This window comes from Oscillibacter valericigenes (assembly GCF_021531915.1).
GTDB lineage: Bacteria > Bacillota > Clostridia > Oscillospirales > Oscillospiraceae > Oscillibacter > Oscillibacter valericigenes_A.
The window spans coordinates 1-25,945 of the sequence record NZ_JAFBIV010000016.1 but is presented as its reverse complement, the minus strand read 5'-3'; the positions used below and the strand labels follow the sequence as shown (position 1 = coordinate 25,945).

Sequence of the window (25,945 nt, the reverse complement as noted above, 5' to 3'; positions counted from 1 at the left end):
ATCCTCCGGATGCTCTTTGGCATCCGGAGGGTTGGGAATCATTCGCTGACCACGGCCTCTTTCGGGGTCTTCCGCCCGCCCTTGCGCCGCAGCTTTCTGGGCAGCTCGTCGATGACGGAGTAGAACACCGGGGTGAACAGCAGGGTCACGATGGTGGAGATGACCATGCCGAAGATCATGGTGATGCCCATGTCGCTCATCATCTCCAGGGTGTCGCCCATGGCCAGGGCCATGGGGACCATAGCCAGGACGGTGGTAGTCGTCGTCATCAGAATGGGCCGGATACGGAGGGGGCAGGCGTGGAGAATGGCCTCTTCCCGGCTCTCGCCCATCTGACGGCGGACCTTGATGTAATCCACCAGGATGATGGAACTGTTGACCACGGTGCCCGCCAGCATGATGAGGGACACCAGAGAGATCATGGACAGGTCCCGGCCCGTCAGGGGCAGGGCGAACAGGGCACCGCTGAAGGCCACCGGCAGGATCATCATAACGATGACCGGCATCAGGAAGGACTCAAACTGGGCAGCCAGCACGAAGTACACCAGACCCAGCGCCACCACCAGGGCCAGCAGCAGGTCATGGAAGCTCTCCATCATGTCCTCGTAGGAGCCGGCCGTCTCCGCCGTATAGCCCTCCGGCATGTCATAGCCCGCCAGGATCTCCTGAATGGCCCGGGTCATGGCGGTGGCGTCGCCGCTGAGGGTGGAGCCGGTGACGCTGACCTGACGGGACTGGTTCACGCGGCTGATGCTCTGGGGCGCCTGCACGATCTCCACATGTGCTACGTCACTGAGGGTCACGTAGCCGCCCATGGCGGTGGAGATGGGCATGGCCCGCAGGGCGTCCAAGTTGGCAGCGGCGCTGCCGTCGCCCTTGACCACCACGTCGATCTCCTTGTTGTTCAGGAACACAGTGGTCGCGGTGTCGCCGGTGAGCTGGGAACGGACCGCGGCGCCGACGCTGGCGGCGGTCAGGCCGTACTGGGAGGCAGCCTCCCGGTTGATGGTGACCTCCACCTGGGGCACCTGCTTCGCCACGGAGGTGGTGACATCCACGGCGTCCTCCAGCTGGGCGATTTCCCGGCTCAGGTCTCCGGCAATGACCGCCAGGGTGGCATAGTCATCGCCGGTGATATTGACGCTGATATCGCTGCCGCTCATCATGGAGGTCATGTCGGAGGCGGTGACGCTGATCTCGCAGCCGGCAATGTCCTGCAGCCAGGGCCGCAGGCCGTCGGCCACCTCCTGGCTGCTGCGCTTCCGGTCGCTCTTGTCCACCAGGTTCAGGGTGATGCTGGCGCTCTCCGCCGCCGCGCTGTAATACATATCGGACAGCTCTTCCACATGCTCCTCCGCGATGCGGCCGATTCGGTCCGCGATGGCGGTGGTCTCGCCCACCTCAGAGCCGGTGGGCATACTGACGGAGATGGAGACCTGGCCCATGTCCATGGAGGGCAGCAGCACCGTTCCGGTGGACAGACAGCAGACCACGAAGAAGGCTACCAGTGCCACAGAGACCAGCATACCCACCTTCAGGTGGTGGATAAAGTAGTCCAGCAGGCGCAGGTAGGTGCCGTACAGCTTGCCGACCCAGCCCTTGAGCTTCACACGCAGAGCGCCGGGCTCCTTCTCTGCCTTTTTCAGCTGGCGCTCATGGACCTTGGTCTCATCCAGCATCATGTAGCACAGCAGGGGCACCAGGGTCAGGGCAATGGCCATGGAGCCCAGGATCAGGAAGCCGATGGTCAGGCAGAAATCGTCGAACAGCATGCCCGCCGTGCCGCCGGAAAGGCCGATGGGCACAAAGACCGCCACGGTAGTCAGCGTGGAGGCGATGACGGAGGTGGTGACCTCTCTGGTGCCGTCCACGCAGGCGGTCATACGGTCATGGCCCTCCGCCGCGTAGCGGTAGATGTTCTCCAGCACCACGATGGAGTTATCCACGATCATGCCCACGCCCATGGCGATACCGCCCATGCTCATCATGTTCAGCGTCAGATGGCACAGGTTCATCAGCAGGAACACCGACAGGATGCAAACCGGCATGGAGATGGCGATGGTCATGGTGGCGCTCCAGCGGCGCAGGAACAGATACACCACGATGGCCGCCAGCAGCACGCCCAGAATGATGTTCTGCAGGGCGGAATGTACCACGATGTCGATGAAGTCAGAGGCCAGATACACGTTGGAGTACCGGATGCTGCGGTTCTCCGCCTGGAGCTCCGCCATCCTTGCCGCCACTTTCCGGGCTGTGGAGTGCTCGTTGGCGCCGGACTGCTTGGATACCTGCAGCAGCACGCAGTTGGTGCCCTCCACCTTGGCGATGGAATCGCTCTCGCTGTTCTCCAGCACCACGTCCGCCACCTCTCCCAGGCGGACGGTGCCGCCGGTGGGCAGGGCCAGGATCATGTCGGCCACGTCCTCCACGCTCCGGAAGCGGGCATCGGTACTGACTGTCAGGGTCTTGGAGCCGTTCTGCATATCGCCGCCGGGATACAACAGGTTCTCCGCCGCCAGGAACTGACCCACATAGCTGTTGGAGATGCCGTAGCCCGCCGCCCGGGTGGCGTCCACCTGGACGCTGATCTGCCGGGTGACGCCGCCGCTGACTGTGACAGAGGCCACGCCGTCGATGCGCTCCAGGGCGGGGCCCACGGTGTCATCCGCCAGGGTCTGGAGCTCCGCCAGGTCGTCGCCGATCAGGGCGATCATGGCGGTGGGCAGCAGGTCGCCGATGTTCATGTTGATGATGACAGGCTCAGAAGCACCGTCGGGCAGAGACAGGGCGTTGAACTTCTCCCGCAGCTTGGTGGCCGCGATATCCAGGTTGGTGCCGTCCTCATAGGTGATCATCAGATTGGTGAGACCATCGGAGGAGGTGGAGGACACCTCCTCCACACCGGAGACCGACATGACGGCGGTCTCCAGGGGGCGGGTCACCAACTCCTCCATGTCGCTGGGGGTAGCGCCGTTGTAATAGCTGACCACGATGGCCATGGGCGCCTCCATGTCCGGCAGCAGGGCCATCTGGAGCTGGGTGGTGAAGACCACGCCGAAGATGGCGATCATAATGACTGCCAGCAGGGTCGTGACCCTGTGCCTGATGCAAAATTTTGCCGTACTCATGGGCACTTATTCCTCCCCGGAAACAACGCGGACCGCGTCGCCGTCGGACAGGTAGGCCTGGCCCACCGTCACCAGCTTCTGGCCCGCCTTCAAGCCAGAGGTGACCTCCGTGACGCCGCTGCCGGTGAGGCCCACGGTGACCTCTGCATATTTGGCGGTGCCGTCCTCCACCACGTAGACATACCGGACATCTCCGCTGGTGAGGATGGCCTCGGTGGGCACCACGATGGTATCCTCCGCCACATCGGTGCGGAAGGTCACGTCGGCGAACATGCCGGACAGCAGGCCGCCCACATCGGCGGGCACCGTCAGCACCACGGTGTAGAGCTTGGTCTGCATATTGGCCGCCCGCTCCACGGAGCGGATGGTGGCTGTGAAGGTCCGGTCGATGGCGCTGACATAGACCTCGGCGCTGTCTCCGGCGGAGAGCTTGGGCACCAGGGTCTCGGAGACGGAGGCTGTCACCTTCATCTGCTCCGCGCCGTCAATGACGATCAGGGGCATGGAGTTGGAGATATAGCTGCCCTCGGCGGCGTTCATGGTCACCAGGGTGCCGGACTGGGGCGCCAGCACGTTGCCTTCGGAATCCACGTTCTCCAGGGCAGTGTCCAGCTGCTCCACGCCGCTCTTGGCGTTCTGCATACCGGCCTCCAGCTGGGAAAGAGCGGAATTGCGGCCCGCCACGGCGTTCTGATAGTTCAGCTCCGCCTGGTCTACCTCCAGCTTGGAGGCAGCGCCGATCTCAAAGAGGGCTTTGGTATTGTTTACATTGTCCGCCGCCATGGACACCTGTTTATCCAGGATGCCCTTCTGGTCCTGATAGCTCTGGACCGCGGACTGGTAGCTGATGCGGGCCGCGTTGTAGCTGGACAGGGTGCTGCCCAGGTCCAGGGTACAGATCACATCCCCCGCCTGCACCTGGTCGCCGGCGTTCTTGTAGACGGCGGTGCACTTGGCGGTGGAGGCAATGAGGATCACGGATTCATTGTCGGCGCTGATCTGGCCGGACACTTTGTTCTCGGTGGCGATGGTGCCTGGGGCAATGGTCTCCACCTGGACGGCAACGCCCGCGGGACCGGTCTCCTCCGCCGGAGCCTCTCCGCCGCAGGCGGTCAGGGCCAGGGCCATGGTGCAGGCCAGCAGCCCGGCCAGAAATTTCTGATGGTTCATACGGGGTCCCTCCTGTCAGTTCAAAACGCCGTGCTCCACGGCCCAGCGGTAGGTGTTGTAGGACGAAAACAGGTCGTTGGAAGCAGTCTGTACCTTCTCCTCTGCCTCCCGCAGACTGTCCTTGGCATCCAGCAGTGCATTGGCCGAGATGGTCCCCTGCTCATGCCGAAGCTCGGCGGCAGCATAAGATGCCTTTTCACATTCCAGAGACACCCTGGCGGCATCCAGGATCTGCTTGTAATCCTGGACCTGGGCGTACAGGGTGCGGAATTTCAGCTCATAGCTCTGCAGCGTGTTGTTGTATGTATACTGGGCCGTCTCCCAGGTGCGTTTGGCCGTGCGGAACTCGTACTTCTTCTCGTTGTAGCCGTACTTGTCCGCGTCGTCCTTGTAGGTCTCCTGGGCGTCCTCCAGGGTCTTGGCGGCGTCATAGAGGTCATAGCTCTTGGCCTTGTAGGTCAGCAGGTCCGCCTCCAGGTCCATGGCCGCCAGCTGCTTGTCCGTCACCTCCGGCACCTTGCCCAGGACGATCTCACCGGTCTGCTCAGCGCCGATCAGCTGCTCCAGCTGCGTCTTGAGGCTGCGGACATTCATCCGCAGGGTCTCCAGACCGCTGGCCAGCTGGGTCCGGCCGGTCTTGGTCTGCTGCAGCTGCAGGGCAGACACCTGGCCCATTTGATAGCGCAGCTCCATCTCCTCCACGGTGCGGTTCAGGGCCGTCAGCTGCCGCTGCAGCTGTCCCTCCTGCACCTCCAGAGCCTGCAGGGCGATATAGGTGCTCTCACCCGCCACCACGATCTGGTCCTGCAGGTTCTTCAGCTGCCGCACCAGATCAGCGTTGTCCTTCTGCATCTCGCCTTCCTTGATGGCGTCGAACTTCTCCCGCACGGCGTCATAGGCCTGGTCCAGCTGATCGTAAGCCTTGCCCTTTTCATATTCGCCGCCCACAAATTCCGCTGGGGCCATCACCAGGCCCCACTGCTGTGAAGCGATCTCGTTGAGCTGCTCCCGCAGGTCCTCGTACATCTTATCGTAGTCGATGTCCTCGATGGTGTCGATGTTCCCCTGGAGCGCCAGGATCTGCAGGTTGCCCTCCCGCATGCGGCTCTCCACATTGGCAAAGGAGATCCGCCCGGCAGGATCGGGCTGCAGCACAGACAATTCCGGATTGTATCCGCCGGTTACGATTCCCTCCTCCGGGACCGGCGCGGTGGCCTCCCCGGTGGTCTGCGCGGTCTGGGAGGTCTCCTCCGCAGGGTCTGCCCGCGTTTCCGCCGCCACCTCCGTCTGTTCTTCTGTCGGCACCGCATCGGCAGCCTTTTCTCCAGCAAAAGCCGCTGTCGCCAGCAGGGAGCACCCCAGCGCCAGCACCAGCAGCCACGCAGTCAGTCTCTTTTTCATACTCGTTCACCTCTCACCGATTCTTTCAGGCTGCCGTGTTTCAAAATATCCAGCCGTACCAGCAGCTCCCGGCGGCAGTCCGCCGCCTGTTGGGGTCTGGCCATGGCGTCGGTCATGCTCATCACCAGGGCCACCAGGGACAGGATGAAGGTCTGCTTGACCAGCTTCTCGTCCTCACAGAGCCCATGCAAGCCAACATGTTCCCAAACGGTATCCCAGATATGGGACGCCAGCCGTTTTTCAATGACCGCCTGCATGAGGAACGCCGGGTTCAGCCGCAGGACCTTCATGCCCCGGAGAAACAGCGGGTCCAGATCCTCCTGCCGCATCACCAGGTCAAAGCACTCCAGCTGCGTCCGGAACATATCTCCCCCGGACTGCGCCAGGAGCTTGATGTACTCTTCCATGAAATGCTCCAGCATACTTCCCTGCAGGTAGAAAAACAGGTCCTCCTTGTCCGAAAAATACTGGTAAAAACTCCCCCGGGGGACCCTCGCCCGGCGGACGATCTTGTTGATGGACGCCTCCTCAAAGGGGACGCTGGTGAATTCCTCCCAGGCCGCCTCCAGAAAGCGGTTTCGTTTTTCCTCCGGCAGCCGGAGGAAGGTATCCGTGCACATAAGCGCCCTCCAAATGACAGGTTGTCACTTTATGACAAGCTGTCATTTATTATACGCAGACAGTCCGCCCCTGTCAATTCATCCGCCCCATGGTTCCATCAAGAAACTGTAAATTTTCCGTGAACCGCCGCAGCGCTTTTCCAGATGGGCCTTCTCTTATTTTACAAGGCACCGTTCTCCCGCGATAGGTCCATTTTGCAGGTCTTTGTGTCGGTTTTCGGGGAAACATGAAACACCCCAGAAGCCCGCTGCGCGGCTTCCGGGGTGTTTCATGTTTCCATATTGTCGGCTTCCGCCGCATATTCCTCCCGCCAGGCTGCCAGTTCCTCGGCGTCCCGGTCATCCAGGGCGTGAAGCCCGCCCCGGGCCTCCATGTGGTGGGTCAGCTCGTGGGACAGGGTGATCCGCAGCTCCTCCCGCCAGACCTGTTCGTCCCAGTTCTCCCGCTCCGCCAGAGCGGCGAAGGAGCCGTAGTAGAGGTTGATATATCGGCCCAGCAGATCGTCGCAGTACTCCCCCAGGATATACAGTTCCCCTTCGGGGAACTCCGGGTCCGGAACAGTGTCCTCCAGCAGGTTGACGCCGCCGTTGAGCCCTTCAAACAGCGCCTGGGGAAAATGCTCCGCGATCCCGTCCAGGATCTCACCCACCCGGTCGAAGGTCAGCACCATCTCTCAGCCCTCCCGGATGACCCGTTCCAGCTCCTCCACGGTATCGGCCAGAAAATCGGCTCCGACCTCCACGAGAGACTCCCGGGAACGGAAGCCCCAGGTAACGCCGCAGGTACGGGTGCCGGCGTTGTGACCGGTACGGATGTCCACACTGCTGTCTCCCACGAACAGTGTAGTATCCGGGTCGGCGCCCAGCTCCTCCATGACGCCGTGGATGCCGGCGGGGTCCGGCTTTACCGGTACACCCTCCAGCTTGCCCCGCACAAAGTCGAACACGCCGGGGAAGTAATGCTCCACGATGGCACGGCTGAACTCGTCTGCCTTGTTGGAATAGACCGCCAGCCGGACGCTGTCCGCCTTCAGCCGGTCCAGCAGCTCCGGAATGCCCTCATAGGGGACCGTCTTGTCCTGATTATGGGCGCCGTAATAACTGCAGAACTGGGCCAGGGAGTTGGCCACCAGCAGGGGGCTGCGGCACTCCTCCGGGGAGAATTTATAGACCAGATTCGGTACGCCATGGCCCACCATGGCCATAAACTCCTGCACGGTATGCTCCGGCCAGCCGTTTTTCCGGCAGACCCAGTTGCCGGCGTCCGCCAGGTCATCAATGGTATTCAAAATCGTTCCGTCCAAATCGAAAATCACAGTCCGATACATAGCGGCACCTCTCGTTTTTTTACAAGCAATATCGTTATTGTATCAGTCTGTCTGAACTTTCACAAGTGGCGAAGAATCACAAAGGCGCGGCCTTCGCCGCGCCTTTTTTGGCTGTTTTCCGCATAAATCGCTCAGATGCGACACTCTGTCGGGCCGTTCAGGGTGAGGATGGTACTTCTCTCAAAGCCCGCCGCCTTGGCCAGGGCAATGGAATCTCCGTAGCCATAGAGGATGGTATCCGCACTGTGGCTGTCGGAGGTCAGGATGATACGGCCACCCATAGTCCGCCATTCCTTCAGCAGGAAGAGCGCGGGATAGGGAGCATCCCGGTAGCCCCGGGCCATGCCGCCGGTGTTGATCTCCAGCAGTGTAGCCATTGGGTCGGCAGTATGAAGGGCCTCCAGCGCCGCTTTTTCATAGCGGGGAGAAGTCTCATCAAAGAAGCGGTTTCCGGCGTTGAGCTTGGTGATGAGGTCCATGTGGCCCAGGATAGTAGGCTTCATGGCCGCCACCCGGGCCACCTCCCGAAAGTATCCCTCGGTCACCGCCAGAGCGTCGCCGCCGCAGGCCTCATCCCGGCAGGCGGTGAAGGCCTCCTCCCCCCAGTCGGCGGCATAGCAGACGCCATTCTCCCGCCGCTGGTAGTGGGCGCTGCCGATCCAGTAGTCAAAGCCCTCCGGGAAAATATCGGACTGGCTGTCCCACTCCAGGCCCAGCAGCACCTCCATCCGCCCGGCGTATTCTGCCCGCAAGGCCAGAACAGATCGGCGGTAATCCGTCATATCGGCGGGCAGGACATAGCCCACGTCCAGCTCCAGCGGCGTGTGGCTGTGGCAGGAAACGCCGAAGTACTTGACGCCCGCCGCATAGGCAGCGGCGGCCATCTCCACCAGGGTGCTTTTCCCGTCGCAGCAGGTGGCGTGGGTGTGGACGGAGCAGCAGCAGGGCGTCATTGCATCCGCTCCTGCTTCACCTTGTGGTCCACCACATGGCGCTTTTCCAGTTCCCGGGTGATGTCCTCCACGGTGATGCCCATCTGGACCATCAGCACCATAACGTGATAGGTCAGGTCGGCGATCTCGTAGATGGTCTCCTCCTTGTCCTCCTTGCGGCCGCCGATGATAACCTCGGTGCACTCCTCGCCCACCTTCTTCAGGATCTTGTCCAGACCCTTGTCGAAGAGGTAGGTGGTGTAGCTGCCCTCCTTGGGGCTGGTTTTCCGCCCCTCGATCAGGTGGTACAGGCCCTCATAGCTGAACTGCTTCAGCTCCTCGGAGAGGTAAATTTCGTTAAAGAAGCAGCTCTCCGCGCCGGTGTGGCAGGCGGGGCCGTCCTTGACGACCTCGACAACCAGGGCATCGCCGTCGCAGTCGGCCGTAATGCTGACCACGTGCTGCACGTTGCCGGAGGTATCGCCCTTGCGCCACAGCTCCTGGCGGCTGCGGCTCCAGAAGCAGGTCCGCCGCTCGTCGATGGTGATGGCCAGGCTCTCCTTGTTCATATAAGCCAGGGTCAGGACCTCTTTCGTATAGTGATCCTGCACGATGGCAGGAATGAGACCCTTTTCGTCAAATTTCAGTTCCATAGAAATTCTCCTTTTCAGTGATGTCCCCAGGCTGGGGACGGGGGATGCACCCCCCATTTTCTTTTTGAGACATCAAAAAGAAAATGCGCCGTGCACGGTGGAAAAGAAAAAATGTTTGGGCGGCTCAACTTGACACAGCCGTGTCAAGTTGACCGCAAAACGCGGGTGGCCGTGGCCGGTGCCTACGTAACTTGATAGTCCCCTACCGGGTGCGCCCCACACAGGTGGAACAGAGATAGCCCGCCGCCGCATTTGATGGCGTGGGTGCGGCTTTCGGGGTGGTCAACGCAAGGTCTGTCCCTCTGGCCCCGCGCGTTCCGCTTCGCTGCGCGCTGCCCAGATACGCCAGGGTAGCGGCAGCGGAAAGAGTGCGACAAGCCATACGTCAGCCGCTTCGAAAGCAAGTCGGTAGTTTCAGAATGCGGCAGCGTTCTATCCGTGTTCTGCCAATTTCCGGCGCACCCTGCAGGGGACTATCCATATACAGGGTCACCGGCTACAACAACTCCCGTATTTGTCCAAACCTGCCGTTGGCAGGTTTGGACACTCAGCGTCTTTCTTTTCCACCGCTGCGGCGGCGACTTTTCTTTCGGCAAGGCGAAAGAAAAGTGGGGGCCGCAACCCTCGTCCTCCCGGTCGGGAGGATCATTCTTATACCCGCATTTCTACACCTTTGCTGCGCAGGAAGCGTTTGAGTTCCTTGATATCCACCTGCTTCGTGTGGAAAATAGACGCCGCCAGGCCCGCGTCCACGCCGGGGTGGGTGAACAGCTCGGCGAAGTGGTCCATATTCCCCGCGCCGCCGCTGGCGATGATGGGCACGCTGACCCGGGAGGCCAGTTCGTCCAGCATTTCCAGGTCAAAGCCGTTCTTCACGCCGTCGGTGTCGATGGAGTTCAGCACGATCTCACCCGCGCCTGCCGCCACACCTTTGACCGCCCACTCCATGGCGTCGATGCCGGTATCCTCCCGGCCGCCCTTGGCGAACAGGCGGAACTGGCCGTCCACCCGCTTCACGTCCATGGAAAGCACCACGCACTGGTCGCCGTACTTCTTGGCCGCCGCGCCGATGATGCTGGGGTCGGCGATGGCGCCGGAGTTGACGGACACCTTGTCGGCGCCGCATTTCAGCACCCGGTCGAAGTCGTCCAGGGTGCGGATGCCGCCGCCCACGGTGAGGGGAATGAAAATCTCACTGGCCACCCGGCGCAGGATGTCCGTGAACAGGTTCCGGCCCTCCACGGAGGCGGTGATGTCGTAAAACACCAGCTCGTCAGCGCCGGAGATGTTGTAAAAGTGGGCCATCTCCACCGGGTCCGCCATGTCCCGCAGGCCCTCAAAATTGGTGCCCTTGACCACCCGCCCGTCCTTCACGTCCAGGCAGGGGATGATGCGTCTGGCTAACATGCGCCCACCTCCTCGATCACCGTTTTCAGGTCCAGCCGCCCGGTATATAGCGCCTTGCCTAAAATGGCGGCGTGGGTGCCGATGGCCTGCAATTCCTTCAATTCTTCCAGGCTGCTGACGCCGCCGGAGGCCGTGACCTTCAGACCGTCGATCTTCGCCAGTTCCCGGTAGAGCTCCAGGTTGGTACCCTTTTCCGCGCCGTCCCGGCTGATGTCGGTATAGATGACGGTGCCGACCCCCGCCGCGTACAGGCGGCGGCAGAAATCCACGCCGCGCTCTTGGGACAGCTCCTTCCAGCCGTTGATGGCAGCATACCCGTCCCGGGCGTCCACGCCCACGGCGATCTGGTCGCCGTAGGTTTGGGCCATGCGGGCGGTGAAGTCGAAGTCCTTGACGGCGATGGTGCCCAGGATGCAGCGGCCAACACCTAAGTCCAGGTATTGCCGGATGCGCTCCTCGGTACGGATGCCGCCGCCCACCTCAATGTACAATCCGCCCTGTTTCGCAATGGCGGCAATGCTCTCAAAATTCGCCAGAGTGCCGTCCTTGGCGCCGTCCAGGTCCACTACATGGAGGTACTTGGCCCCAGCGGCGATAAAGTCCCGTGCCACAGCGCAGGGGTCCTGGCCGTAGACGGTCATTTTGTCGTAATCGCCCTGATACAGGCGGACCACCTGTCCGCCGGACAGGTCGATGGCGGGAAATATCTGCATGATGGTCCTCCTTTACAGTTCAGCAAAAGCACGCAGGAGCCGCAGGCCAGCGTCGCCGGATTTCTCCGGGTGGAACTGGGTGCCCCAGACGTTGCCATTGCGTACCGCGCCCGTCACCGCCACATTGCCGTATTGGGAGGTGCCCAGGGTGCTGGCGGCGCAGTCCCTGGCGTAGAAGCTGTGGACGTAGTAGACGTACTCCCCGTCGTTAAAATACTTGAACAGCGGGTCGTCCCTGACGATCTGCAGGCTGTTCCAGCCCATGTGAGGCACTTTCAGGGTCTTGTCCTCCAACTCTCCGTGGAGGTCCACCACCTGTCCGGGCACCAGGCCCAGGCCCGCGTGCTCGCCGTACTCAAATCCCCGGTCGAACAGCAGCTGCATCCCCAGGCAGATGCCCAGGAAGGGCTTCCGCTCTGCCTCCTCCAGCAGGACCGGCACCAGCCCGGTGTCATCCAGCTTGGCCTTGGCGTCACCAAAAGCCCCCACGCCGGGGAGGATGATGCGGTCGGCGGCCCGGAGCTTGTCCGCGTCCCGGGTGATCTCCGTCTCCAGGCCCAGGGCCTTCAGGCTGGAGGACAGGGAAAACAGGTTTCCCACGCCGTAATCTACAATTGCTATCATGGTATCAACTCACTTTTTAAAGAGTACCCTTGGTACTGGGGATCTCATCCAGGTGCTTTGCGTCCGGGGCCACGGCCATTTTCAGCGTCCGGCCCATTCCTTTAAAGACGGCCTCCAGAATGTGGTGGGTATTCTCCCCCGCCAGCTCCCGGATGTGGATGGAGGCGGGGCAGTTGCGCACGAAGGCCAGCCAGAACTCCTTGGCAAGCTCCGTGTCGAAGTCGCCCACCTTGGCGGCAGGCAGGTCCACGGCCCAGCCCAAGTAGTCCCGGCCGGAGAGGTCGCAGGCACACAGCACCAGCGTCTCGTCCATGGGCAGCAGGAACTGGCCGTAGCGGGTGATGCCCCGCTTGTCCCCCAGGGCCTCGGTAAATGCCTTGCCCAGGCAGATGCCGATATCCTCCACGCTGTGGTGGTAGTCCACGTCGGTATCGCCGTGGCAGGTGACGGTCAGGTCAAAATCGCCGTGGCGGGCAAACAGGGTCAGCATGTGGTCCAGGAAGCCGCAGCCGGTGGCGATGGAGGACGTTCCGGCGCCGTCCAGGTTCAAGACCAGCTCGATCCGGGTCTCCTTGGTGTCGCGCTTGATACTCGCGGTACGCATAGGCTCCCTCCTTTACAGGTCTTCCAGCAGACGGGCGATCTCGTCCACCAGCGATGCCATCTGCTCCAGGGAGCCGATGGTGATGCGGACATAGTCCCGGATGCGGTCCGCGTCGAACCAGCGCACCAGGATGCCGTTCTCCTTCAGCTTGCGGTACAGGTCGCCGCCGGGAATTTGATCGGACTTGGCGAAGATGAAGTTGGTCTGGGAAGGCAGGACGGAGAAGCCCAGCGCCTCCAGCTCCCGGACCGTCCACTTCCGATTATTCCGGATGGCGGCGGTGCAGGTCTGGAAGTAATCCTCGTCCTCCACGGCGGCGGTGCCCGCCACGATGGACAGGCGGTTGATGTTGTAGGGGTTGAAGCTGTACTTCACCCGGTTCAGGGCGGAGATCAGCTCGGGACTGCCCAGGGCGAAGCCCACCCGGCCGCCGGCCAGAGACCGGCTCTTGGACATGGTCTGGACCACCAACAGGTTATCGCAGCGGTAGATCAGAGGCACGCAGCTCTCGGCGCCGAAGTCCACATAGGCCTCGTCCACGATGACCACCCGGTCAGGATTCGCCTCCAGCAGCCGCTGGATGTCTGCCCGGGACACGGTCATGCCCGTGGGGGCGTTGGGGTTGGCAATGACGATGGTGCCGGGGAAATCCATGTAGTCATCCACGTTCAGGGTGAAGTCCTCCCGCAGAGGGATGACCTTGGACTCCAGGCCGAACAGGGCCACCTGGGACTTGTAGAAGCCGTAGGTGATGTCGGCGTAGGCCAGGGGCTTCCCCTGGCCGCAGAAGGCACGGAAGGCGAAGGCCAGGATCTCGTCGGAGCCGTTGCCGGTGATCACATTCTCCGGCTGCAATTCATAGCGCCTGGCGATGGCTGCCGCCAGCTGGCCGCAGGTGGGGTCGGAGTACAGGTTCAGCTTCAAAAGCTCCGCCCGGGAGATGGCCTTGACCACCTTGGGAGAGGGCGGGAAGGGGCTTTCGTTGGTGTTCAGCTTGATATACTGCTGATCCTGGGGCTGCTCGCCGGGTGTATAGGGGGCCAGACGGCCGACCTCCCTGGAAAGGAACTTGCTCATTGTGCACGTCCTCCTTTTTCATTTCGAATCAGTACAGACCGGGCGTGGGCCTCCAGGCCCTCCCGCCGTGCAAAGTCCGCGATGCGCTCCGCCACGGGGGCCAGGGCGTCCTGGGTATAATAGAGAAAGCTGGACTTTTTCACAAAGTCGTCCACGCTGAGGGGGCTGGAAAACCGGGCCGTGCCGGAGGTGGGCAGGGTATGGTTGGGTCCCGCGAAGTAATCGCCCAGGGCCTCCGGGGTACAGCGTCCCAGGAAGATGCTGCCGGCGTTCTTCACCCGGGGCAGCAGGGCGAAGGGGTCCTCCACGCACAGCTCCAGGTGCTCCGGGGCAATGAGGTTGGCGGCCTCCGCCGCCTTTTCCAGGCTGTCGGTGACGATAATTTTGCCGTTTTCGTCAATGGACTTCCGGGCCACTTCCTGCCGGGGCAGTTGGGCCAGCTGGACCTCCAGCTCTTTCTGCACCTGCTCCGCCAGTTCCCGGCTGTCGGTCACCAGCACGGCGGAGGCCAGCACATCGTGCTCCGCCTGGCTCAGCAGGTCCGCCGCCACCCAGGCCGGATCACACTTACCGTCCGCCAGCACCAGGATCTCGCTGGGGCCCGCGATCATGTCGATGGCCACCAGGCCAAAGACCTTCCGCTTGGCCGTCGCCACGAAAATGCCGCCGGGGCCCACTACTTTATCCACCTTGGGCACAGTCTCCGTGCCGTAGGCCAGGGCGGCCACCGCCTGGGCGCCGCCGATTTTGAAGATTTTGTCCGCTCCGGCGATCCTGGCCGCCGCCAGGGCCTCGGCGCTGATTTTTCCGTTCTTGTCCGGCGGCGTCACCACCACGATTTCTTTCACCCCCGCGATTTTGGCGGGAATGACGTTCATCAGAATGGTGGATGGAAAGGCCGCCGGTGCGCTGGGCACGCAGATGCCCACCTTTTCAATGGGGGTGTACCGCTGGCCCATGAGGATACCTGGCTTGTCGGTCAGCGCAAAGTCCCTGTGGACCTGCTGTTCATGGAAATGCCGGATGTTCTCCGCCGCCAGTTCCAGCGTCTCGATAAACTCACTGTCCAGGGTATTCCAGGCACTTTCGATCTCCGCCTCCGTCACCCGCAGGTCCTCCAGCTCCACGCCGTCGAACCGCTTGGTATAGGCTTTCAGGGCGGCGTCGCCCTTGGCCTTGACCTCCGCCAGCACCGCGTCCACGGCGGCGCTGACGTTTTCCTCGGCCTGGATATCCCGGTTCAGGATATCCTCCGGCGCCAGATCGTCAAAATTCAGAATGGGGATCACCGCTCCGTCACCTCCGTCAGCTTCTTCAGCAGCGTTTCGATCTCCCGGTGCTTGAACTGGTAGCTGGCCCGGTTGGCGATGAACCGGGCGGAGATGGGCATGAACTCCGTCAGCACCGCCAGATCGTTCTCCCGCAGGGTGGTGCCGGTCTCCACGATATCCACGATGACGTCGGAGAGGCCCAGGATGGGGGCCAGCTCGATGGAGCCGTTGAGCTTGATGATGTCGATGTCCCGGCCCTGGGCGGCATAATAGCTCTTGGCGATGTTGACGAACTTGGTGGCCACCCGCAGGGTGCGGCCCGGATCGTCGGTGAAGTCCTTGGGTCCGGCCACGCACATGCGGCACTTGCCCAGGCCCGTGTCCAGCAGCTCATAGACATCGGCGCCGGATTCCGTTAAAATATCCTTGCCCACGATGCCGATGTCCGCCGCGCCGTGCTCCACGTAGATCGCCACGTCGCTGGGCTTTACCAGGAAATAGCGGATACCGGCGGCGGGGTTCTCCACCACCAGCTTCCGGGTATCGTTGTAATTTTCGGGACAGCCGTAGCCCACGCCCGCCAGCAGGTCGTAGACCTTGTCGCCCAGGCGGCCCTTGGGCAGGGCCACGTTCAGCATGACCTTTTCGCCGGGGGCGGAAGGCTCCTCCTGGCCCATGCGGGCCAGTTCATCCAGGTACAGGGCGTAACCGATGGCCCGGGTGCCGGGGCGGAACTGCTCCGCCAGGGGATCGTAGCGCCCGCCCTTCAGCACCGCACGGGGCAGGCCCGCCAGGTAGCCCTGGAGCACCAGACCGTTGTAATACTCCATGTCATTGACCAGGGACAGGTCCAGCTTCAGCCTGGCCGTCTCGCCCTGGGTCTCCAGCGTCCCGCACAGCGTCCGCAGCTCACTGAGAGCCGCGCCCATGGCGGCGTTGAGGGCCAGAGGCTCCGCCGCATCCAGCACCGTATTCCAGTCACCGGACAGGCTCCCCAGTCTGCACAGAGCGTCGGTTCCCTGTTTGGAAAGCCCTGCCTCCGCCGCGCACTTCTGCAGCTCGTGGCGGTTTTTGTCCCGGATGCAGGTCAGCAGCCGGGGGCGGATGGTCTCCGGGGCGCCCACGGCGTCGAACAAGCCGGTGACAAAGCCCATGTGGCTGATCTCCAGCACATAGTCCCGCCCCGTGAGGGCCAGGCTCCGGATGGCCAGGGACATCGCCTGGGCGGTGACCTCATTGTCTACCGCGCCGATGCACTCCAGGCCCATCTGACTGATCTCCCGGAAGGTGTGGCTCTCCTGGCTGGGGCGGTACACATTTTCCAGATAGTAGAACCGGCCGCAGCCGCCCTCGGCCACCTGGGCGTTTTTGGCGATGGACAGCGTCACATCCGGCTTCAGCGCCAGCAGGCGGCCGTCCAGGTCCGTGAAGGTGATGACCTGTTCGCTGGACAGGAACCGGCTGTTTTCCCGGTACAGGCCGTATTCCTCGAACCGGCCCATGTGGTACTGGCGGAAGCCCGCCTGCTCATACAGCAGCCGCAGCTGCAAAGAGACCCGCTCCTGGGGCCGCAGAATGTTGAGATCCAATTCCATGGGATAATCCTCCTCGTGGGGCTGCTAAGGCCCGCTTTCTTTCACTGGGTCTATTCTACTTTATTTTATTAGCAAAGTAAAGCGGTAATTCGGTAGCAAATGAAATTCTGCGATTTGTACAAACACATCGCCAAAACCGCAGCCGGATACAGGGATTTTACACCCGGCAGCCGGTTTTTGCAACGATTCTTCCCGGCCCGGCCTATCCCATGGCGGTTTTTTTGCCGGGCTGTGAAAGTTTTCCGGTCTCCCGGTCGTATTGGATATGAGCGCGCTTCAAAGGAGTTGATACCATGGACCTGAACCAGCAGGCGGAGCATCTGGCAAACACCTACGCCGACGCCATCCTCCGCCTCAGCTACACCTATTTAAAAAACACCCAGGACGCCCAGGACGTCTGCCAGACCGTTTTCGTCAAGCTGCTGACGGAACCCCGGGAATTTGAAAGTCCCCGGCATGAGCGGGCCTACATTCTGCGGATGGCCGCCAACGCCTGCAAGGACCTTTTGAAAAGTCCCTGGCGGAAGCGGACCTGCGCTCTGGAGGCCTGCATGGAGGTCCCCGCCCCGGAGGCGGAGGACGGGTCGCTTCTGGCGGCAGTCAACCAACTACCGGCCCACTACCGGGCGGTCATCTACCTCTTTTATTACGAGGGATATGACGCCCGGGAGATCGGGCAGATTCTGGGCGTCCCCACAGCCACCGTTCACACCCGGCTGGCCCGGGGACGAGCCAAACTGAAAGAACTCTTAGGAGGTTACGGATATGAACAGACAGTCTGATTATCAGCAGGCCCTTGACGGCCTGCGCTATACACCGGAACAGAAGGCCCAACTGGCGGCCCGGGCGGCGGAGGCGGCCCAACAGCCCGCCCGCAGGGCCCGCCGTCCCTTCGGTAAGATCGCCGTTCTGGCCGCCTGCCTGGCGGTGGTGCTGGCGGTGGGAGCCGGGGCTACCGGCGTGCTGAAAACCGCCGTGGAATCCTTCGGCGCCATCTTCGGCAGCGGCGCCGCCCAGACAGAGGTCATTGACAAAATCGGCCATCCCATCGGCGCCAGTGACACCGACAACGGCGTCACCATCACCGCCGACGCCATCATGGGCGACGCCTACAACGCCGCCATCATCTACACCATCCACCGGGACGACGGCACACCCCTGCTGCCGGAGGACACCGACGCCCGTTCCCTGCTGATGGGCGGCTTTGGCGGCGCAACTCTGTCCGTCCGGGGCGGCAGCCACGGCAGTTCCCGGTTCGTGACGGACGAGACCGACCCCAGCACCATCCAACTGGTACAGACCATCACTGCGGATGTCCCCATTTCCCGCTGCACCGCCATGGCGGAGTTTGAGGACCTGCAGGGTTGGGACGAGACTGCGGGAGAGCCCGTCACGCTGGTGGAGGGCCAGTGGAAATTCCGCTTTGACGTGGATTACGAGGACTCCTCCGTCACCCTGGGCGGCGGCGAGACCTTTGAACAGAACGACATGACCTTCACCGTGGATGCCGTCACCGTCTCTCCCGTGGCCGTCAAGGTGGACTACACCGTGGACAGCGAGGTCCAGTGGAGCAATGCCCCCAGCGGCCGGGAGGACCCTGAGGACAGCCGCCAGATGGGGCGGTACTTTGAGAGCGTGGAGATCCTGCTGACGAAAACCGACGGCACGGTCATCGACATGTCCAATGCCGGCGGCAGCATCAAGCCGGAGCACGGCGTCACCGTCTGCGATAAGGGCGAGGTCTTTGAGGAGATCATTCCCCTGGAGGAGCTGGCCAGCATCTCGGTGGGCGGCATTGCATACCAGATTGAATAAAAAAGCTGCCGGAGTTTTGCAAACTCCGGCAGTTCTTTATGTGATTTAATCAATGGACTTCCAGGCAGTCTCCAGGGCGATCTCCATCATCTCATGGAAGGAGTCCTGGCGGTCCTCCGCGGAGAGGGCCTCCCCGGTGAAGATGTGGTCGGAGATGGTCAGGATGGCCAGAGCCTTCTTGCCCAGGTACTGGGCAGTCCAGTACAGGCCCGCCGCCTCCATCTCCACCGCCAGGATGCCGAACTTGCGGTAGGTCTCCGCCGCAGTGGAATTGGCGTTGTAGAACTGGTCGGCGGTGAACACCTGGCCCACGTCAGCCCGGACCCCCAGGCGCTCCGCCGCCGCCACGGCGTCTTTCAGCATCCCATAGTCAGCAGTGGCGCACAGCTGGCCGGGAAATTGATACTGGTCCGCGAAGTGGGAGTTGGTGGAGGCGCCCATGGCGATGACCACGTCCCGGACCTTCACATCGTCGCCGATACCGCCGGCGGAGCCGATGCGGATGATGGACTCCACGCCGAAGAAGTTGTACAGCTCATAGCTGTAAATGCCCACGGAGGGCACGCCCATGCCGTGGCCCATGACGGAGATCTTCTTGCCCTTGTAGGTGCCGGTGTAGCCCAGCATGTTGCGGACGGTGTTGAAGCAGACGGGGTTCTCCAGATAATGCTCCGCCACATACTTGGCCCGCAGGGGGTCACCGGGCATCAGCACCACCTTCGCAATGTCGTTCTCTTCCGCCACGATGCTGGCGGAGGGGGATTCCTTGATGGCCATTTTCTCAGTCCTCCTTGTATATTTTCAGTCACATTTTACCCTTTGTTGTCGAATAACGCCCGCAAGCTCTCGGTATACGGTGCCCGACAGATGCCCTTCTCCGTGACGATACCGGCGATCAGGCTGTGGTCCGTCACGTCGAAGGCGGGGTTATAGCACTTCACTCCCGGCAGGGCCATGGGCTTTTCGTACCACATGGTCTTGATCTCGTCGGGGTCCCGCTCCTCGATGGGGATGTGGTCCCCGTCGGGGCAGCTCATGTCGATGGTGCTGGTGGGACCCAGCACATAGAAGGGGATGCCGTAGTGCTTGGCCAGGATGGCCACGCCGCTGGTGCCGATCTTGTTGGCGGCGTCACCGTTGGCGGCCACCCGGTCGCAGCCCACGAAGCAGGCCTGGACCCAGCCGTTTTTCATCACAATGGAGGCCATATTGTCGCAGATCAGGGTCACACCCACCCCGGCCCGGTGGAGCTCATAGCTGGTGAGGCGGGCGCCCTGCAGCAGGGGCCGGGTCTCGTCGGAGAATACCCGGAATTTCATACCCTGTTCCGTTCCCAGCAGGATGGGGCCCAGAGCCGTGCCGTACCGGGAGGTGGCAAGGGGCCCCGCATTACAGTGGGTCAGGATGCCGTCCCCGTCCTTCACCAGGGTCAGTCCGTATTCGGAGATGGCTTTGCACTTGGCGATGTCGTCCTCGTGAATGTCCACCGCCTTCCGGTACAGCACCTCCAGCAGGTCCGGCCGGGACAGGTCCAGGTTGGCCTCCGCCGTCCTGACCATCTCTCCCAGCGCCCAGCTGAGATTCACCGCCGTGGGGCGGGAGCTGTTGAGGTAGGCGGCCTGCTCTTTCAGCTTGGTCAGGAAGCCCTCAGAGGTCTCCTCCCCGATGCTGCGGGCCAGGCTGTAAAGGGAATAGGCCGCACAGATACCGATGGCCGGGGCACCCCGGACCCGCAGCAGCTTGATGGCATCGTACATCTCCTCCGCCGTGGTCAGGGTGATGAAGCGCTCCTCGTTGGGCAGCAGGGTCTGGTCGATGATGACCAGTTCCTCCCGCTCCTTGTCGTAGCGGATGTTCTCCACATGGGTCACCTGTTTCAACTGTTCACTCATTCCGGTCTCCTCACTTCCCGCAATTTCCGGTACATGCCCTGCAGGCTCCGCAGCCGGGCCACCTCGTCCTCCGTCAGTGCCACGGGATTGCCCAGCAGCCGGGCGTTCCATATGATTTTTGCGGTGTGCTCCACGGTCTCCATGCGGTCGAAGGCCTCCCACAGGTCTCCGCCCCAGGCCAGGGCGCCGTGGTTGGCCAGCAGCACCGCGTTGTGGTCCGGCAAATAGGGGATGATGCTCTCCGGCACCTCGTCGGTGGACAGCATGGCGAATTCCGGCGTGCAGGGCACACCGCCCAGGCCTGCCACCAGCTCGGAGAGGTAGGGCGCCTCCAGCCCCTGACGGCAGACGGCGAAGGCCGTGGCCATGGCCGGATGGGCGTGGACCACCGCCCCCACATCCGGGCGGTGGCGGTACACCGCCAGGTGCATCTTCCCCTCGGAGGAGGGGTGGCGGTTTCCCTCGAGCACAGTCCCGTCCAGGTCCGTCACCAACAGCATGTCCGGCGTCATCCGCCCCTTGCTGACGCCGGAGGGGGTAATCAGCAGGCGGTCCTCCCCCACTTTCACGGAGATGTTGCCGTCGTTGGCGGCCACATAGCCCCGGTCATACAGCAGCTTTCCAACCCGGCAGATGGCCTCCCGTTCCTGTTGAAAGGTCATGGCTCACACCCGGCGGATATAGTCGGCTTTCCGGGGCTTGGGGGGGGGGGTGGGACCGTCGGCATAGCCCAGGACACAGATGCCCACACCCCGGTATTTCTCGTCCAGGCCCCACTTTTTCAGCACTTCCTTGCCGGCGGGCATATCGAAATACTCCTTGGCCCGGTTGATCCAGCAGGAGCCCACGCCGATGGACGCGGCGGCGATCATCAGGTTGCCCATCACCAGGGAGCCGTCCTGGAGCCAGTTGGCGGCCTCGCCGTCCGCCAGCACCACCACCGCCGTGGGCGCCCCGTAGAAGGGGTCCGCGCCGGGCTTGCCCTGGATCTCCGCGTTGGCCCTGGACAGCATGGAAATGGTCTCCGTATCCTGCACCACCACCATGACGGCGGACTGCAGGCCCTTGCCGCTGGCAGCCCAGGTGCCGGCCTCCAGAATGGCGTCCAGCTCCTCGTTTTTGATCTGCTCCGCCTTATACTTGCGGATGCTGCGGCGCTCTTGCAAAACCTTCAATGTTTCATTCATCATGGTAATAAACCCCCTTCTGTTTTTCTCAGTGTACCGCAATTTTTCCCGCCGTGCAAGAGGTGTATCTGTGGTTGACATAAAGCGCACAGAGTGATATGCTTTTTCCAAACCACACAAGGAGGAATCCCTTTGAAAACGAGAAATCTAATTTATCTTTTGGCGCTCTGTCTGGTCCTTTTGACCGGATGCGGGGCGAAGCAGCCGGAATCCCCTGCGGAGGAGCAGGAACCGCCCGCCGCGGAACAGCCAGAGGCCCCCGTGGAACAGGAGACTCCTGCTGAGGAACCGGAGGCCCCGGAGTCCGAAACCGCGGCTCTCCCCGACGCGCTGCCTCTGGACCTGATGTTCGCCAGCGGCGCCGGCGCCTGGTCCACCGACCTCACCCTGGAGCGGGACGGCTCTTTTGCCGGCGTGTACCATGACTCCGAAATGGGCGATCAGGGCGAGGGCTATCCCAACGGCTCCTGTTACATCTCCACCTTCAGCGGCCGCTTCGGCAGCATCCGGCAGGTGGATGACCACACCTGGGCCATGACCCTGGAGGAGCTGACGGTACAGGAGGAACCGGATACGGAGTGGATCGAGGACGGTATCCGCTATACCGCCTCCGAGGCTTACGGTCTGGAAACGGGAAAAGAGTTCCTCCTTTACAGCCCGGAAACACCCACGGAAGGGCTGGATGAGGAATTTTTGATCTGGTGGCCCAGCTGGAATGTGGAGGACACCGGCACGCTGAACTGCTGGGGCCTTCTGAATCAGGAGACGGGCTACGGCTTCTTCACCTACTGACGATCCATTCCGTCAAATTTTTTCAAAAAGGGACTGGTTTTTCTCCTATCTTTTCTGTATGATATAGCATCATACCAGTTAAGGAGCTGACCCTATATGCCCCAGCCGCTGTCTGAACGCACCGCCACCTTTACCGACTCCGTCATCCGCCGCATGACCCGCGTCTCTTTGCAGTACAACGCCGTGAACCTGTCCCAGGGCTTCCCTGACTTCGATCCGCCCCGGGAGATCATGGACCGCCTGGCGGAGGTGGCCCACAAAGGCCCCCACCAGTATGCCATCACCTGGGGCGCTCCCAACTTCCGGGAGGCACTGGCGAACAAGCAGTCCCACTATATGGGCCGCTCCATCGACCCCAACACGGAGATCGTGGCCACCTGCGGCTCCACGGAGGCCATGATGTGCGCCATGATGACCGTCACCAACCCCGGCGACAAGGTCATCGTGTTCTCCCCTTTCTATGAAAATTACGGGGCCGACACCATTCTCTCCGGCGCCGAGCCCATCTACGTCCCTTTGGTGCCCCCCACCTTCACCTTCGACCCGGAGGTGCTGGAGGACGCCTTCCGCCATCACCCCAAGGCCCTGGTGCTGTGCAACCCCTCCAACCCCTGCGGCCGGGTGTTCACCCGGGCGGAGCTGGAGATCATCGCAGGTCTGGCGGAAAAGTACGACACCTACGTCATCACCGACGAGGTCTACGAGCACATCGTCTATGCACCTCACCAGCACACCTACTTCGCCACCCTGCCGGGGATGTGGGAGCGGACCCTCTCCTGCTCCTCCCTGTCCAAGACCTACTCCATCACCGGCTGGCGGCTGGGCTACATCATCGCGCCGGAGCCCATCATCGAGCGGGCCAAGAAGGTCCATGACTTTTTGACCGTGGGCTGCGCCGCGCCGCTGATGGAGGCCGTCATGCCCGCCCTCAGCTTCGGACAGGATTACTACGACGGTCTTCTTGCCAAATACACCCACAAGAAGGAGCTGTTCCTGAAAGGTCTGGACACGCTGGGCATCGTCCACAACGACCCCCAGGGCGCTTACTATGTGATGATGGATATTCGGGAATTCGGCTACACCGACGACCTCACCTTCTGCGAGGACCTGGCCCGGGAGGTGGGCGTGGGCGCCGTGCCCGGCTCCAGCTTCTTCCGGGAGCCGGTGAACCACCTGATTCGGATGCACTTCGCCAAGAACGACGAGACGCTGAACGAGGCCCTGAACCGTCTGGAGCACATCCGAAAATTGAAGAAATGACCTCCGCCCCGCCGCAGGCAAAAGGCTGCGGCGGGGTTCTTTCATTCTCCCCGCCCCATCCGCTCATATCCCGGCGTTTCGCCGCATAGGATGGAGCAACTAGAGGCGGGGAGTGAAGCGTTTGAAAGAAAATATGGAGGAGCGGGCCGAGCGTCTCGCTCTTTACATCATAGAGAACCGGACCACGGTCCGCGCCGCCGCGCAGAAATTCGGCATCAGCAAAAGTACCGTCCACAAGGACATTTCCGAGCGGCTGCCTCAGTTCAACCGGGCTCTGTATCTGCAGGTCAAGGAAGTTCTGGATATCAACAAGGCCCAGCGGCATATCCGGGGCGGCATCGCCACCCGCAAAAAATACCGCGGTGCCTGATGCCGTGCAAGGAGGAATGGCCCATGGCAGATCATCCCCGCGGGCGGGGCCGGCAGGGCGGTCCAGGGTCGCCCCGGGAGCCGGAGGTCCGCCGCTGGCCCCATCCGGTGGCCGGCGCAGAACGGCCGCTGCCGGCCTCCGCCCGGGAGACCGACGCCGCCCTCTACTACATCCACTGCGCGCTGTCCTATCAGAATCAGCTGCTGGCCGACATCAAAGCGCTGCTGGAACAGGTATCCGTGAATCTTGACCAAGGCCCGGAGGGAAAATAGCGGCTTTCCCGCTATTTTCCCTCTTGTGCTTTCCCGGGACGGGCTATATAATGGGCTTAATGTTATGTAAATCTATTTCAAAATCAAGGAGCATGCATACCCATGTCTGAGCCGCATCATCGTCAACGCCGCCGTCAGCTCCCCCGGGGGCGGCTTCTCCTGCTGGCGGTCTTTCTGGCCGCCGCCGTCTTTGCCGGATACCACTGTCTCTTCCGGGCCCCGGAGCAAAAGCAGCCGGACCCGGAGCCGCTGCCCCAGGAGGAAGTCCCGGCCCTCTCTCCGGAGGAGGAAGCCGCCGCGGAGGCCCTCCGCTCCCATATGGAGCGAAAGCCCGACTTCTACACCATCCTGCTCTCTGGCGTGGATGACCACAACGGCGGCAGCGACACCAACATTCTGGTGGCCGTGGACGCCGCGAACGACGCCATCTACGGCGCCAGCATCCCCCGGGACACCAAGGCCATCATCAACGGCAAGGCCCACAAGATCAACTATGCATACAACTCCGGCGGCGTCGGGCTGCTGGCGGACACGGTGTCCGAGCAGCTGGGCATCCCCGTGGACTACACGGTCCAGGTGGACCTGCGGGGCTTTGAGGCCCTGGTGAACGCCATCGGCGGCGTTACCTTCAACGTGCCTGTCAACATGGACTATGATGACCCCTACCAGGACCTGCACATCCATTTCTCCAAGGGCACCCAGAAGCTGAACGGCGCCGACGCCCTGAAGGTGGTCCGCTTCCGCCACAACAACGACGGCACCGGCTACGGCAGTGAGGACATCGGCCGGATGCAGACCCAGCAGGCCTTCCTGAAGGCCGTGGCCAAGCAGGTGCTGACGGTGTCCAACCTGGGCAAGGTGGACGACTTTGTGAAGATCTTCCAGTCCTATGTGGAGACCGACCTGACTGTCGGCAACCTGGCCTGGCTAGGAAAAGAAGCCATTGCCATGGGCGCTGACGCCATTGCGTTTTCCACCCTGCCCAATGCGTGGAAGTCGCCTTACATCTATCTGGATCAGGAGGCCACCCTGGCCCTGATCAACGAGCATCTGAACCCCTATGTGGAGGACCGCGTGCCGGAGGACCTGAACATTCCCTCCTGAGAAAGAAAGGAGCTGCCGTGAAAAAACGCCTTCTCGCCCTGGCGCTGGCCCTGTGCCTGCTGCCCACGCCTGCCCTGGCGGCCCGGGACAGCACAGGCAATTTTGTCCGCCTCAAATCCTATACCGGTCAGTTCTCCGACCTGGCGGCGGAGTCCACTTTCTATGCCAATGTCTCCGCCCTCTATGAATACGGACTGTCCGTGGGCAATGCGGACGGCACCTACGGGCTGACCGCCCCGCTGTCCGTGGGACAGGCTGTCATCTTCGCGGCCCGCATCCGCAGCCTCTACCGCACTGGTGACCCGGAGAAAGGCCCCGCTTCTCACAAGGCAGAGGGCCAGCCGGCCGCCATGCCATACCTTCTGTACCTGCGGGCAGAGGGCATCTCCCTGGATACGGCGCTGGACAGCCAACTGACCGCGCCCGCCACCCGGGCCCAGATGGCCCACATTCTGGCAGGGATTCTGCCGGAGGAGGCCCTTCCCAGCGTCCACGACCAGCTGGTGACCCAGGGTTACGCCACCCATCGGGCCATCACGGATGTCAATGAATACACCCCCTACTACCAGGATATTCTCTCCCTGTACCGCAAGGGCGTGTGCATGGGCAGTGACCGCTGGGGCTCCTTCCGGCCGGACGCCCGGATCACCCGGGGCGCCGCGGCTGCCATGCTGACCCGCATGGTGGACCCCTCTCTGCGGGTCGCCCCCCCATGGTCCCTCAGCGATCC

Annotated in this window: 27 protein-coding genes; 8 read left to right on the top strand and 19 right to left on the bottom strand. The window is 62.3% G+C overall.

The annotated features are described in order from the left end of the window. Positions 1–38: 38 nt before the first annotated feature. The 15 genes from JQM66_RS10060 to hisG form a co-directional block, all read right to left on the bottom strand. Entirely contained in the window at positions 39–3,128 is a 3,090-nt protein-coding gene (locus tag JQM66_RS10060) for an efflux RND transporter permease subunit (RefSeq protein ID WP_235229743.1), read from the bottom strand. A 6-nt stretch (positions 3,129–3,134) separates the two neighbouring features. Next, positions 3,135–4,298 carry an efflux RND transporter periplasmic adaptor subunit gene (locus JQM66_RS10055; protein WP_235229742.1) on the bottom strand — a complete coding sequence of 388 codons (1,164 nt, stop codon included), beginning with the start codon at positions 4,296–4,298 and terminating at the stop codon, positions 3,135–3,137. A gap of 15 nt (positions 4,299–4,313) precedes the next feature. Beyond that, positions 4,314–5,699, bottom strand: coding sequence for a TolC family protein (locus JQM66_RS10050; protein ID WP_235229741.1), 1,386 nt, complete (start codon positions 5,697–5,699; stop codon positions 4,314–4,316). Continuing rightward, entirely contained in the window at positions 5,696–6,319 is a 624-nt protein-coding gene (locus JQM66_RS10045; protein ID WP_235229740.1) for a TetR/AcrR family transcriptional regulator, read from the bottom strand. Before JQM66_RS10045 ends, JQM66_RS10050 begins: the two co-directional genes overlap by 4 nt. 269 nt (positions 6,320–6,588) lie before the next feature. After that, a complete protein-coding gene (locus tag JQM66_RS10040; protein WP_235229739.1) occupies positions 6,589–6,990 on the bottom strand; it encodes a metallopeptidase family protein in 402 nt (133 codons plus the stop codon). Between the two features lie 3 nt (positions 6,991–6,993). After that, on the bottom strand, positions 6,994–7,647 hold the full coding sequence (locus JQM66_RS10035; protein WP_235229738.1) for an HAD family hydrolase: 654 nt from the start codon (positions 7,645–7,647) through the stop codon (positions 6,994–6,996). 131 nt (positions 7,648–7,778) lie between these two features. Then, positions 7,779–8,600 carry a PHP domain-containing protein gene (locus tag JQM66_RS10030; protein WP_235229737.1) on the bottom strand — a complete coding sequence of 274 codons (822 nt, stop codon included), beginning with the start codon at positions 8,598–8,600 and terminating at the stop codon, positions 7,779–7,781. Continuing rightward, on the bottom strand, positions 8,597–9,289 hold the full coding sequence (gene hisIE / locus JQM66_RS10025) for a bifunctional phosphoribosyl-AMP cyclohydrolase/phosphoribosyl-ATP diphosphatase HisIE (protein ID WP_268824390.1): 693 nt from the start codon (positions 9,287–9,289) through the stop codon (positions 8,597–8,599). Before hisIE ends, JQM66_RS10030 begins: the two co-directional genes overlap by 4 nt. Positions 9,290–9,883: 594 nt before the next feature. Continuing rightward, positions 9,884–10,639: an imidazole glycerol phosphate synthase subunit HisF gene (gene hisF / locus JQM66_RS10020; RefSeq protein WP_235229735.1), complete on the bottom strand. Its 756-nt coding sequence runs from the start codon at positions 10,637–10,639 to the stop codon at positions 9,884–9,886. Continuing rightward, complete coding sequence (gene hisA / locus JQM66_RS10015; RefSeq protein WP_235229734.1) at positions 10,633–11,352, bottom strand: 1-(5-phosphoribosyl)-5-[(5-phosphoribosylamino)methylideneamino]imidazole-4-carboxamide isomerase; 720 nt, start codon at positions 11,350–11,352, stop codon at positions 10,633–10,635. The genes hisF and hisA overlap by 7 nt, the downstream gene beginning before the upstream one ends. A 12-nt stretch (positions 11,353–11,364) precedes the next feature. Continuing rightward, positions 11,365–11,976 carry an imidazole glycerol phosphate synthase subunit HisH gene (hisH, locus tag JQM66_RS10010; protein ID WP_235229733.1) on the bottom strand — a complete coding sequence of 204 codons (612 nt, stop codon included), beginning with the start codon at positions 11,974–11,976 and terminating at the stop codon, positions 11,365–11,367. A gap of 16 nt (positions 11,977–11,992) precedes the next feature. Further along, complete coding sequence (hisB, locus tag JQM66_RS10005; RefSeq protein ID WP_235229732.1) at positions 11,993–12,580, bottom strand: imidazoleglycerol-phosphate dehydratase HisB; 588 nt, start codon at positions 12,578–12,580, stop codon at positions 11,993–11,995. A gap of 12 nt (positions 12,581–12,592) precedes the next feature. Continuing rightward, on the bottom strand, positions 12,593–13,657 hold the full coding sequence (gene hisC, locus JQM66_RS10000) for a histidinol-phosphate transaminase (protein ID WP_235229731.1): 1,065 nt from the start codon (positions 13,655–13,657) through the stop codon (positions 12,593–12,595). Further along, on the bottom strand, positions 13,654–14,946 hold the full coding sequence (gene hisD / locus JQM66_RS09995; protein ID WP_235229730.1) for a histidinol dehydrogenase: 1,293 nt from the start codon (positions 14,944–14,946) through the stop codon (positions 13,654–13,656). Before hisD ends, hisC begins: the two co-directional genes overlap by 4 nt. After that, the gene (hisG, locus tag JQM66_RS09990) at positions 14,943–16,523 is read right to left on the bottom strand and encodes an ATP phosphoribosyltransferase (protein ID WP_235229729.1); all 1,581 of its coding nucleotides are present in this window, start codon (positions 16,521–16,523) and stop codon (positions 14,943–14,945) included. Before hisG ends, hisD begins: the two co-directional genes overlap by 4 nt. A 293-nt stretch (positions 16,524–16,816) precedes the next feature. Here hisG and JQM66_RS09985 point away from each other — a divergent pair, with 293 nt between their 5' ends. Both JQM66_RS09985 and JQM66_RS09980 read left to right on the top strand, forming a co-directional pair. Next, positions 16,817–17,305 carry an RNA polymerase sigma factor gene (locus tag JQM66_RS09985; RefSeq protein ID WP_235229728.1) on the top strand — a complete coding sequence of 163 codons (489 nt, stop codon included), beginning with the start codon at positions 16,817–16,819 and terminating at the stop codon, positions 17,303–17,305. After that, a complete protein-coding gene (locus JQM66_RS09980; RefSeq protein ID WP_235229727.1) occupies positions 17,289–18,338 on the top strand; it encodes a DUF4179 domain-containing protein in 1,050 nt (349 codons plus the stop codon). The genes JQM66_RS09985 and JQM66_RS09980 overlap by 17 nt, the downstream gene beginning before the upstream one ends. Positions 18,339–18,383: 45 nt before the next feature. Here JQM66_RS09980 and deoD read toward each other — a convergent pair whose 3' ends face one another. The 4 genes from deoD to JQM66_RS09960 are packed head-to-tail and all read right to left on the bottom strand — an operon-like array spanning position 18,384 to position 21,420. Continuing rightward, complete coding sequence (deoD, locus tag JQM66_RS09975; protein ID WP_235229726.1) at positions 18,384–19,115, bottom strand: purine-nucleoside phosphorylase; 732 nt, start codon at positions 19,113–19,115, stop codon at positions 18,384–18,386. 35 nt (positions 19,116–19,150) lie between these two features. Further along, positions 19,151–20,230 (bottom strand): S-methyl-5-thioribose-1-phosphate isomerase, encoded by a 1,080-nt coding sequence (gene mtnA / locus JQM66_RS09970; protein ID WP_235229725.1) that lies wholly within the window; start codon positions 20,228–20,230, stop codon positions 19,151–19,153. Beyond that, the gene (locus JQM66_RS09965; protein WP_235229724.1) at positions 20,227–20,892 is read right to left on the bottom strand and encodes a class II aldolase/adducin family protein; all 666 of its coding nucleotides are present in this window, start codon (positions 20,890–20,892) and stop codon (positions 20,227–20,229) included. Before JQM66_RS09965 ends, mtnA begins: the two co-directional genes overlap by 4 nt. Before the next feature lie 3 nt (positions 20,893–20,895). After that, entirely contained in the window at positions 20,896–21,420 is a 525-nt protein-coding gene (locus tag JQM66_RS09960; RefSeq protein WP_407946019.1) for a nitroreductase family protein, read from the bottom strand. A gap of 129 nt (positions 21,421–21,549) precedes the next feature. Between JQM66_RS09960 and JQM66_RS09955 the strand changes: the two genes are divergently transcribed. The 6 genes from JQM66_RS09955 to JQM66_RS09930 form a co-directional block, all read left to right on the top strand. Further along, positions 21,550–22,209: a hypothetical protein gene (locus tag JQM66_RS09955; protein ID WP_235229723.1), complete on the top strand. Its 660-nt coding sequence runs from the start codon at positions 21,550–21,552 to the stop codon at positions 22,207–22,209. A 96-nt stretch (positions 22,210–22,305) separates the two neighbouring features. Then, positions 22,306–23,469: a pyridoxal phosphate-dependent aminotransferase gene (locus JQM66_RS09950; RefSeq protein ID WP_235229722.1), complete on the top strand. Its 1,164-nt coding sequence runs from the start codon at positions 22,306–22,308 to the stop codon at positions 23,467–23,469. Positions 23,470–23,590: 121 nt separating this feature from the next. Next, the gene (gene spoIIID / locus JQM66_RS09945; protein ID WP_235229721.1) at positions 23,591–23,839 is read left to right on the top strand and encodes a sporulation transcriptional regulator SpoIIID; all 249 of its coding nucleotides are present in this window, start codon (positions 23,591–23,593) and stop codon (positions 23,837–23,839) included. Between the two features lie 23 nt (positions 23,840–23,862). After that, entirely contained in the window at positions 23,863–24,111 is a 249-nt protein-coding gene (locus JQM66_RS09940) for a hypothetical protein (protein ID WP_235229720.1), read from the top strand. A gap of 102 nt (positions 24,112–24,213) precedes the next feature. Continuing rightward, on the top strand, positions 24,214–25,215 hold the full coding sequence (locus JQM66_RS09935; protein ID WP_235229719.1) for an LCP family protein: 1,002 nt from the start codon (positions 24,214–24,216) through the stop codon (positions 25,213–25,215). A gap of 17 nt (positions 25,216–25,232) precedes the next feature. After that, a partial coding sequence (locus tag JQM66_RS09930) for an S-layer homology domain-containing protein (protein ID WP_235229718.1) occupies positions 25,233–25,945 on the top strand: 713 nt, incomplete at its 3' end.

What these genes read in the sequence shown, in the direction of transcription:
- hisB (WP_235229732.1), bottom strand. Translation starts at nt 12,580, where the DNA reads ATGCGTACCGCGAGTATCAAGCGCGACACCAAGGAGACCCGGATCGAG.
- hisIE (WP_268824390.1), bottom strand. Translation starts at nt 9,289, where the DNA reads ATGGGGGGTGCATCCCCCGTCCCCAGCCTGGGGACATCACTGAAAAGG.
- JQM66_RS09985 (WP_235229728.1), top strand. Translation starts at nt 16,817, where the DNA reads ATGGACCTGAACCAGCAGGCGGAGCATCTGGCAAACACCTACGCCGAC.
- hisC (WP_235229731.1), bottom strand. Translation starts at nt 13,657, where the DNA reads ATGAGCAAGTTCCTTTCCAGGGAGGTCGGCCGTCTGGCCCCCTATACA.
- JQM66_RS10030 (WP_235229737.1), bottom strand. Translation starts at nt 8,600, where the DNA reads ATGACGCCCTGCTGCTGCTCCGTCCACACCCACGCCACCTGCTGCGAC.
- JQM66_RS10045 (WP_235229740.1), bottom strand. Translation starts at nt 6,319, where the DNA reads ATGTGCACGGATACCTTCCTCCGGCTGCCGGAGGAAAAACGAAACCGC.
- JQM66_RS09950 (WP_235229722.1), top strand. Translation starts at nt 22,306, where the DNA reads ATGCCCCAGCCGCTGTCTGAACGCACCGCCACCTTTACCGACTCCGTC.
- JQM66_RS10050 (WP_235229741.1), bottom strand. Translation starts at nt 5,699, where the DNA reads ATGAAAAAGAGACTGACTGCGTGGCTGCTGGTGCTGGCGCTGGGGTGC.
- JQM66_RS09965 (WP_235229724.1), bottom strand. Translation starts at nt 20,892, where the DNA reads ATGACCTTTCAACAGGAACGGGAGGCCATCTGCCGGGTTGGAAAGCTG.
- JQM66_RS10060 (WP_235229743.1), bottom strand. Translation starts at nt 3,128, where the DNA reads ATGAGTACGGCAAAATTTTGCATCAGGCACAGGGTCACGACCCTGCTG.
- JQM66_RS09960 (WP_407946019.1), bottom strand. Translation starts at nt 21,420, where the DNA reads ATGATGAATGAAACATTGAAGGTTTTGCAAGAGCGCCGCAGCATCCGC.
- JQM66_RS10055 (WP_235229742.1), bottom strand. Translation starts at nt 4,298, where the DNA reads ATGAACCATCAGAAATTTCTGGCCGGGCTGCTGGCCTGCACCATGGCC.
- mtnA (WP_235229725.1), bottom strand. Translation starts at nt 20,230, where the DNA reads ATGAGTGAACAGTTGAAACAGGTGACCCATGTGGAGAACATCCGCTAC.
- JQM66_RS09935 (WP_235229719.1), top strand. Translation starts at nt 24,214, where the DNA reads ATGTCTGAGCCGCATCATCGTCAACGCCGCCGTCAGCTCCCCCGGGGG.
- JQM66_RS09980 (WP_235229727.1), top strand. Translation starts at nt 17,289, where the DNA reads ATGAACAGACAGTCTGATTATCAGCAGGCCCTTGACGGCCTGCGCTAT.
- hisA (WP_235229734.1), bottom strand. Translation starts at nt 11,352, where the DNA reads ATGCAGATATTTCCCGCCATCGACCTGTCCGGCGGACAGGTGGTCCGC.
- deoD (WP_235229726.1), bottom strand. Translation starts at nt 19,115, where the DNA reads ATGGCCATCAAGGAATCCCCCTCCGCCAGCATCGTGGCGGAAGAGAAC.
- JQM66_RS09940 (WP_235229720.1), top strand. Translation starts at nt 23,863, where the DNA reads ATGGCAGATCATCCCCGCGGGCGGGGCCGGCAGGGCGGTCCAGGGTCG.
- hisH (WP_235229733.1), bottom strand. Translation starts at nt 11,976, where the DNA reads ATGATAGCAATTGTAGATTACGGCGTGGGAAACCTGTTTTCCCTGTCC.
- JQM66_RS10040 (WP_235229739.1), bottom strand. Translation starts at nt 6,990, where the DNA reads ATGGTGCTGACCTTCGACCGGGTGGGTGAGATCCTGGACGGGATCGCG.
- hisG (WP_235229729.1), bottom strand. Translation starts at nt 16,523, where the DNA reads ATGGAATTGGATCTCAACATTCTGCGGCCCCAGGAGCGGGTCTCTTTG.
- hisF (WP_235229735.1), bottom strand. Translation starts at nt 10,639, where the DNA reads ATGTTAGCCAGACGCATCATCCCCTGCCTGGACGTGAAGGACGGGCGG.
- JQM66_RS10035 (WP_235229738.1), bottom strand. Translation starts at nt 7,647, where the DNA reads ATGTATCGGACTGTGATTTTCGATTTGGACGGAACGATTTTGAATACC.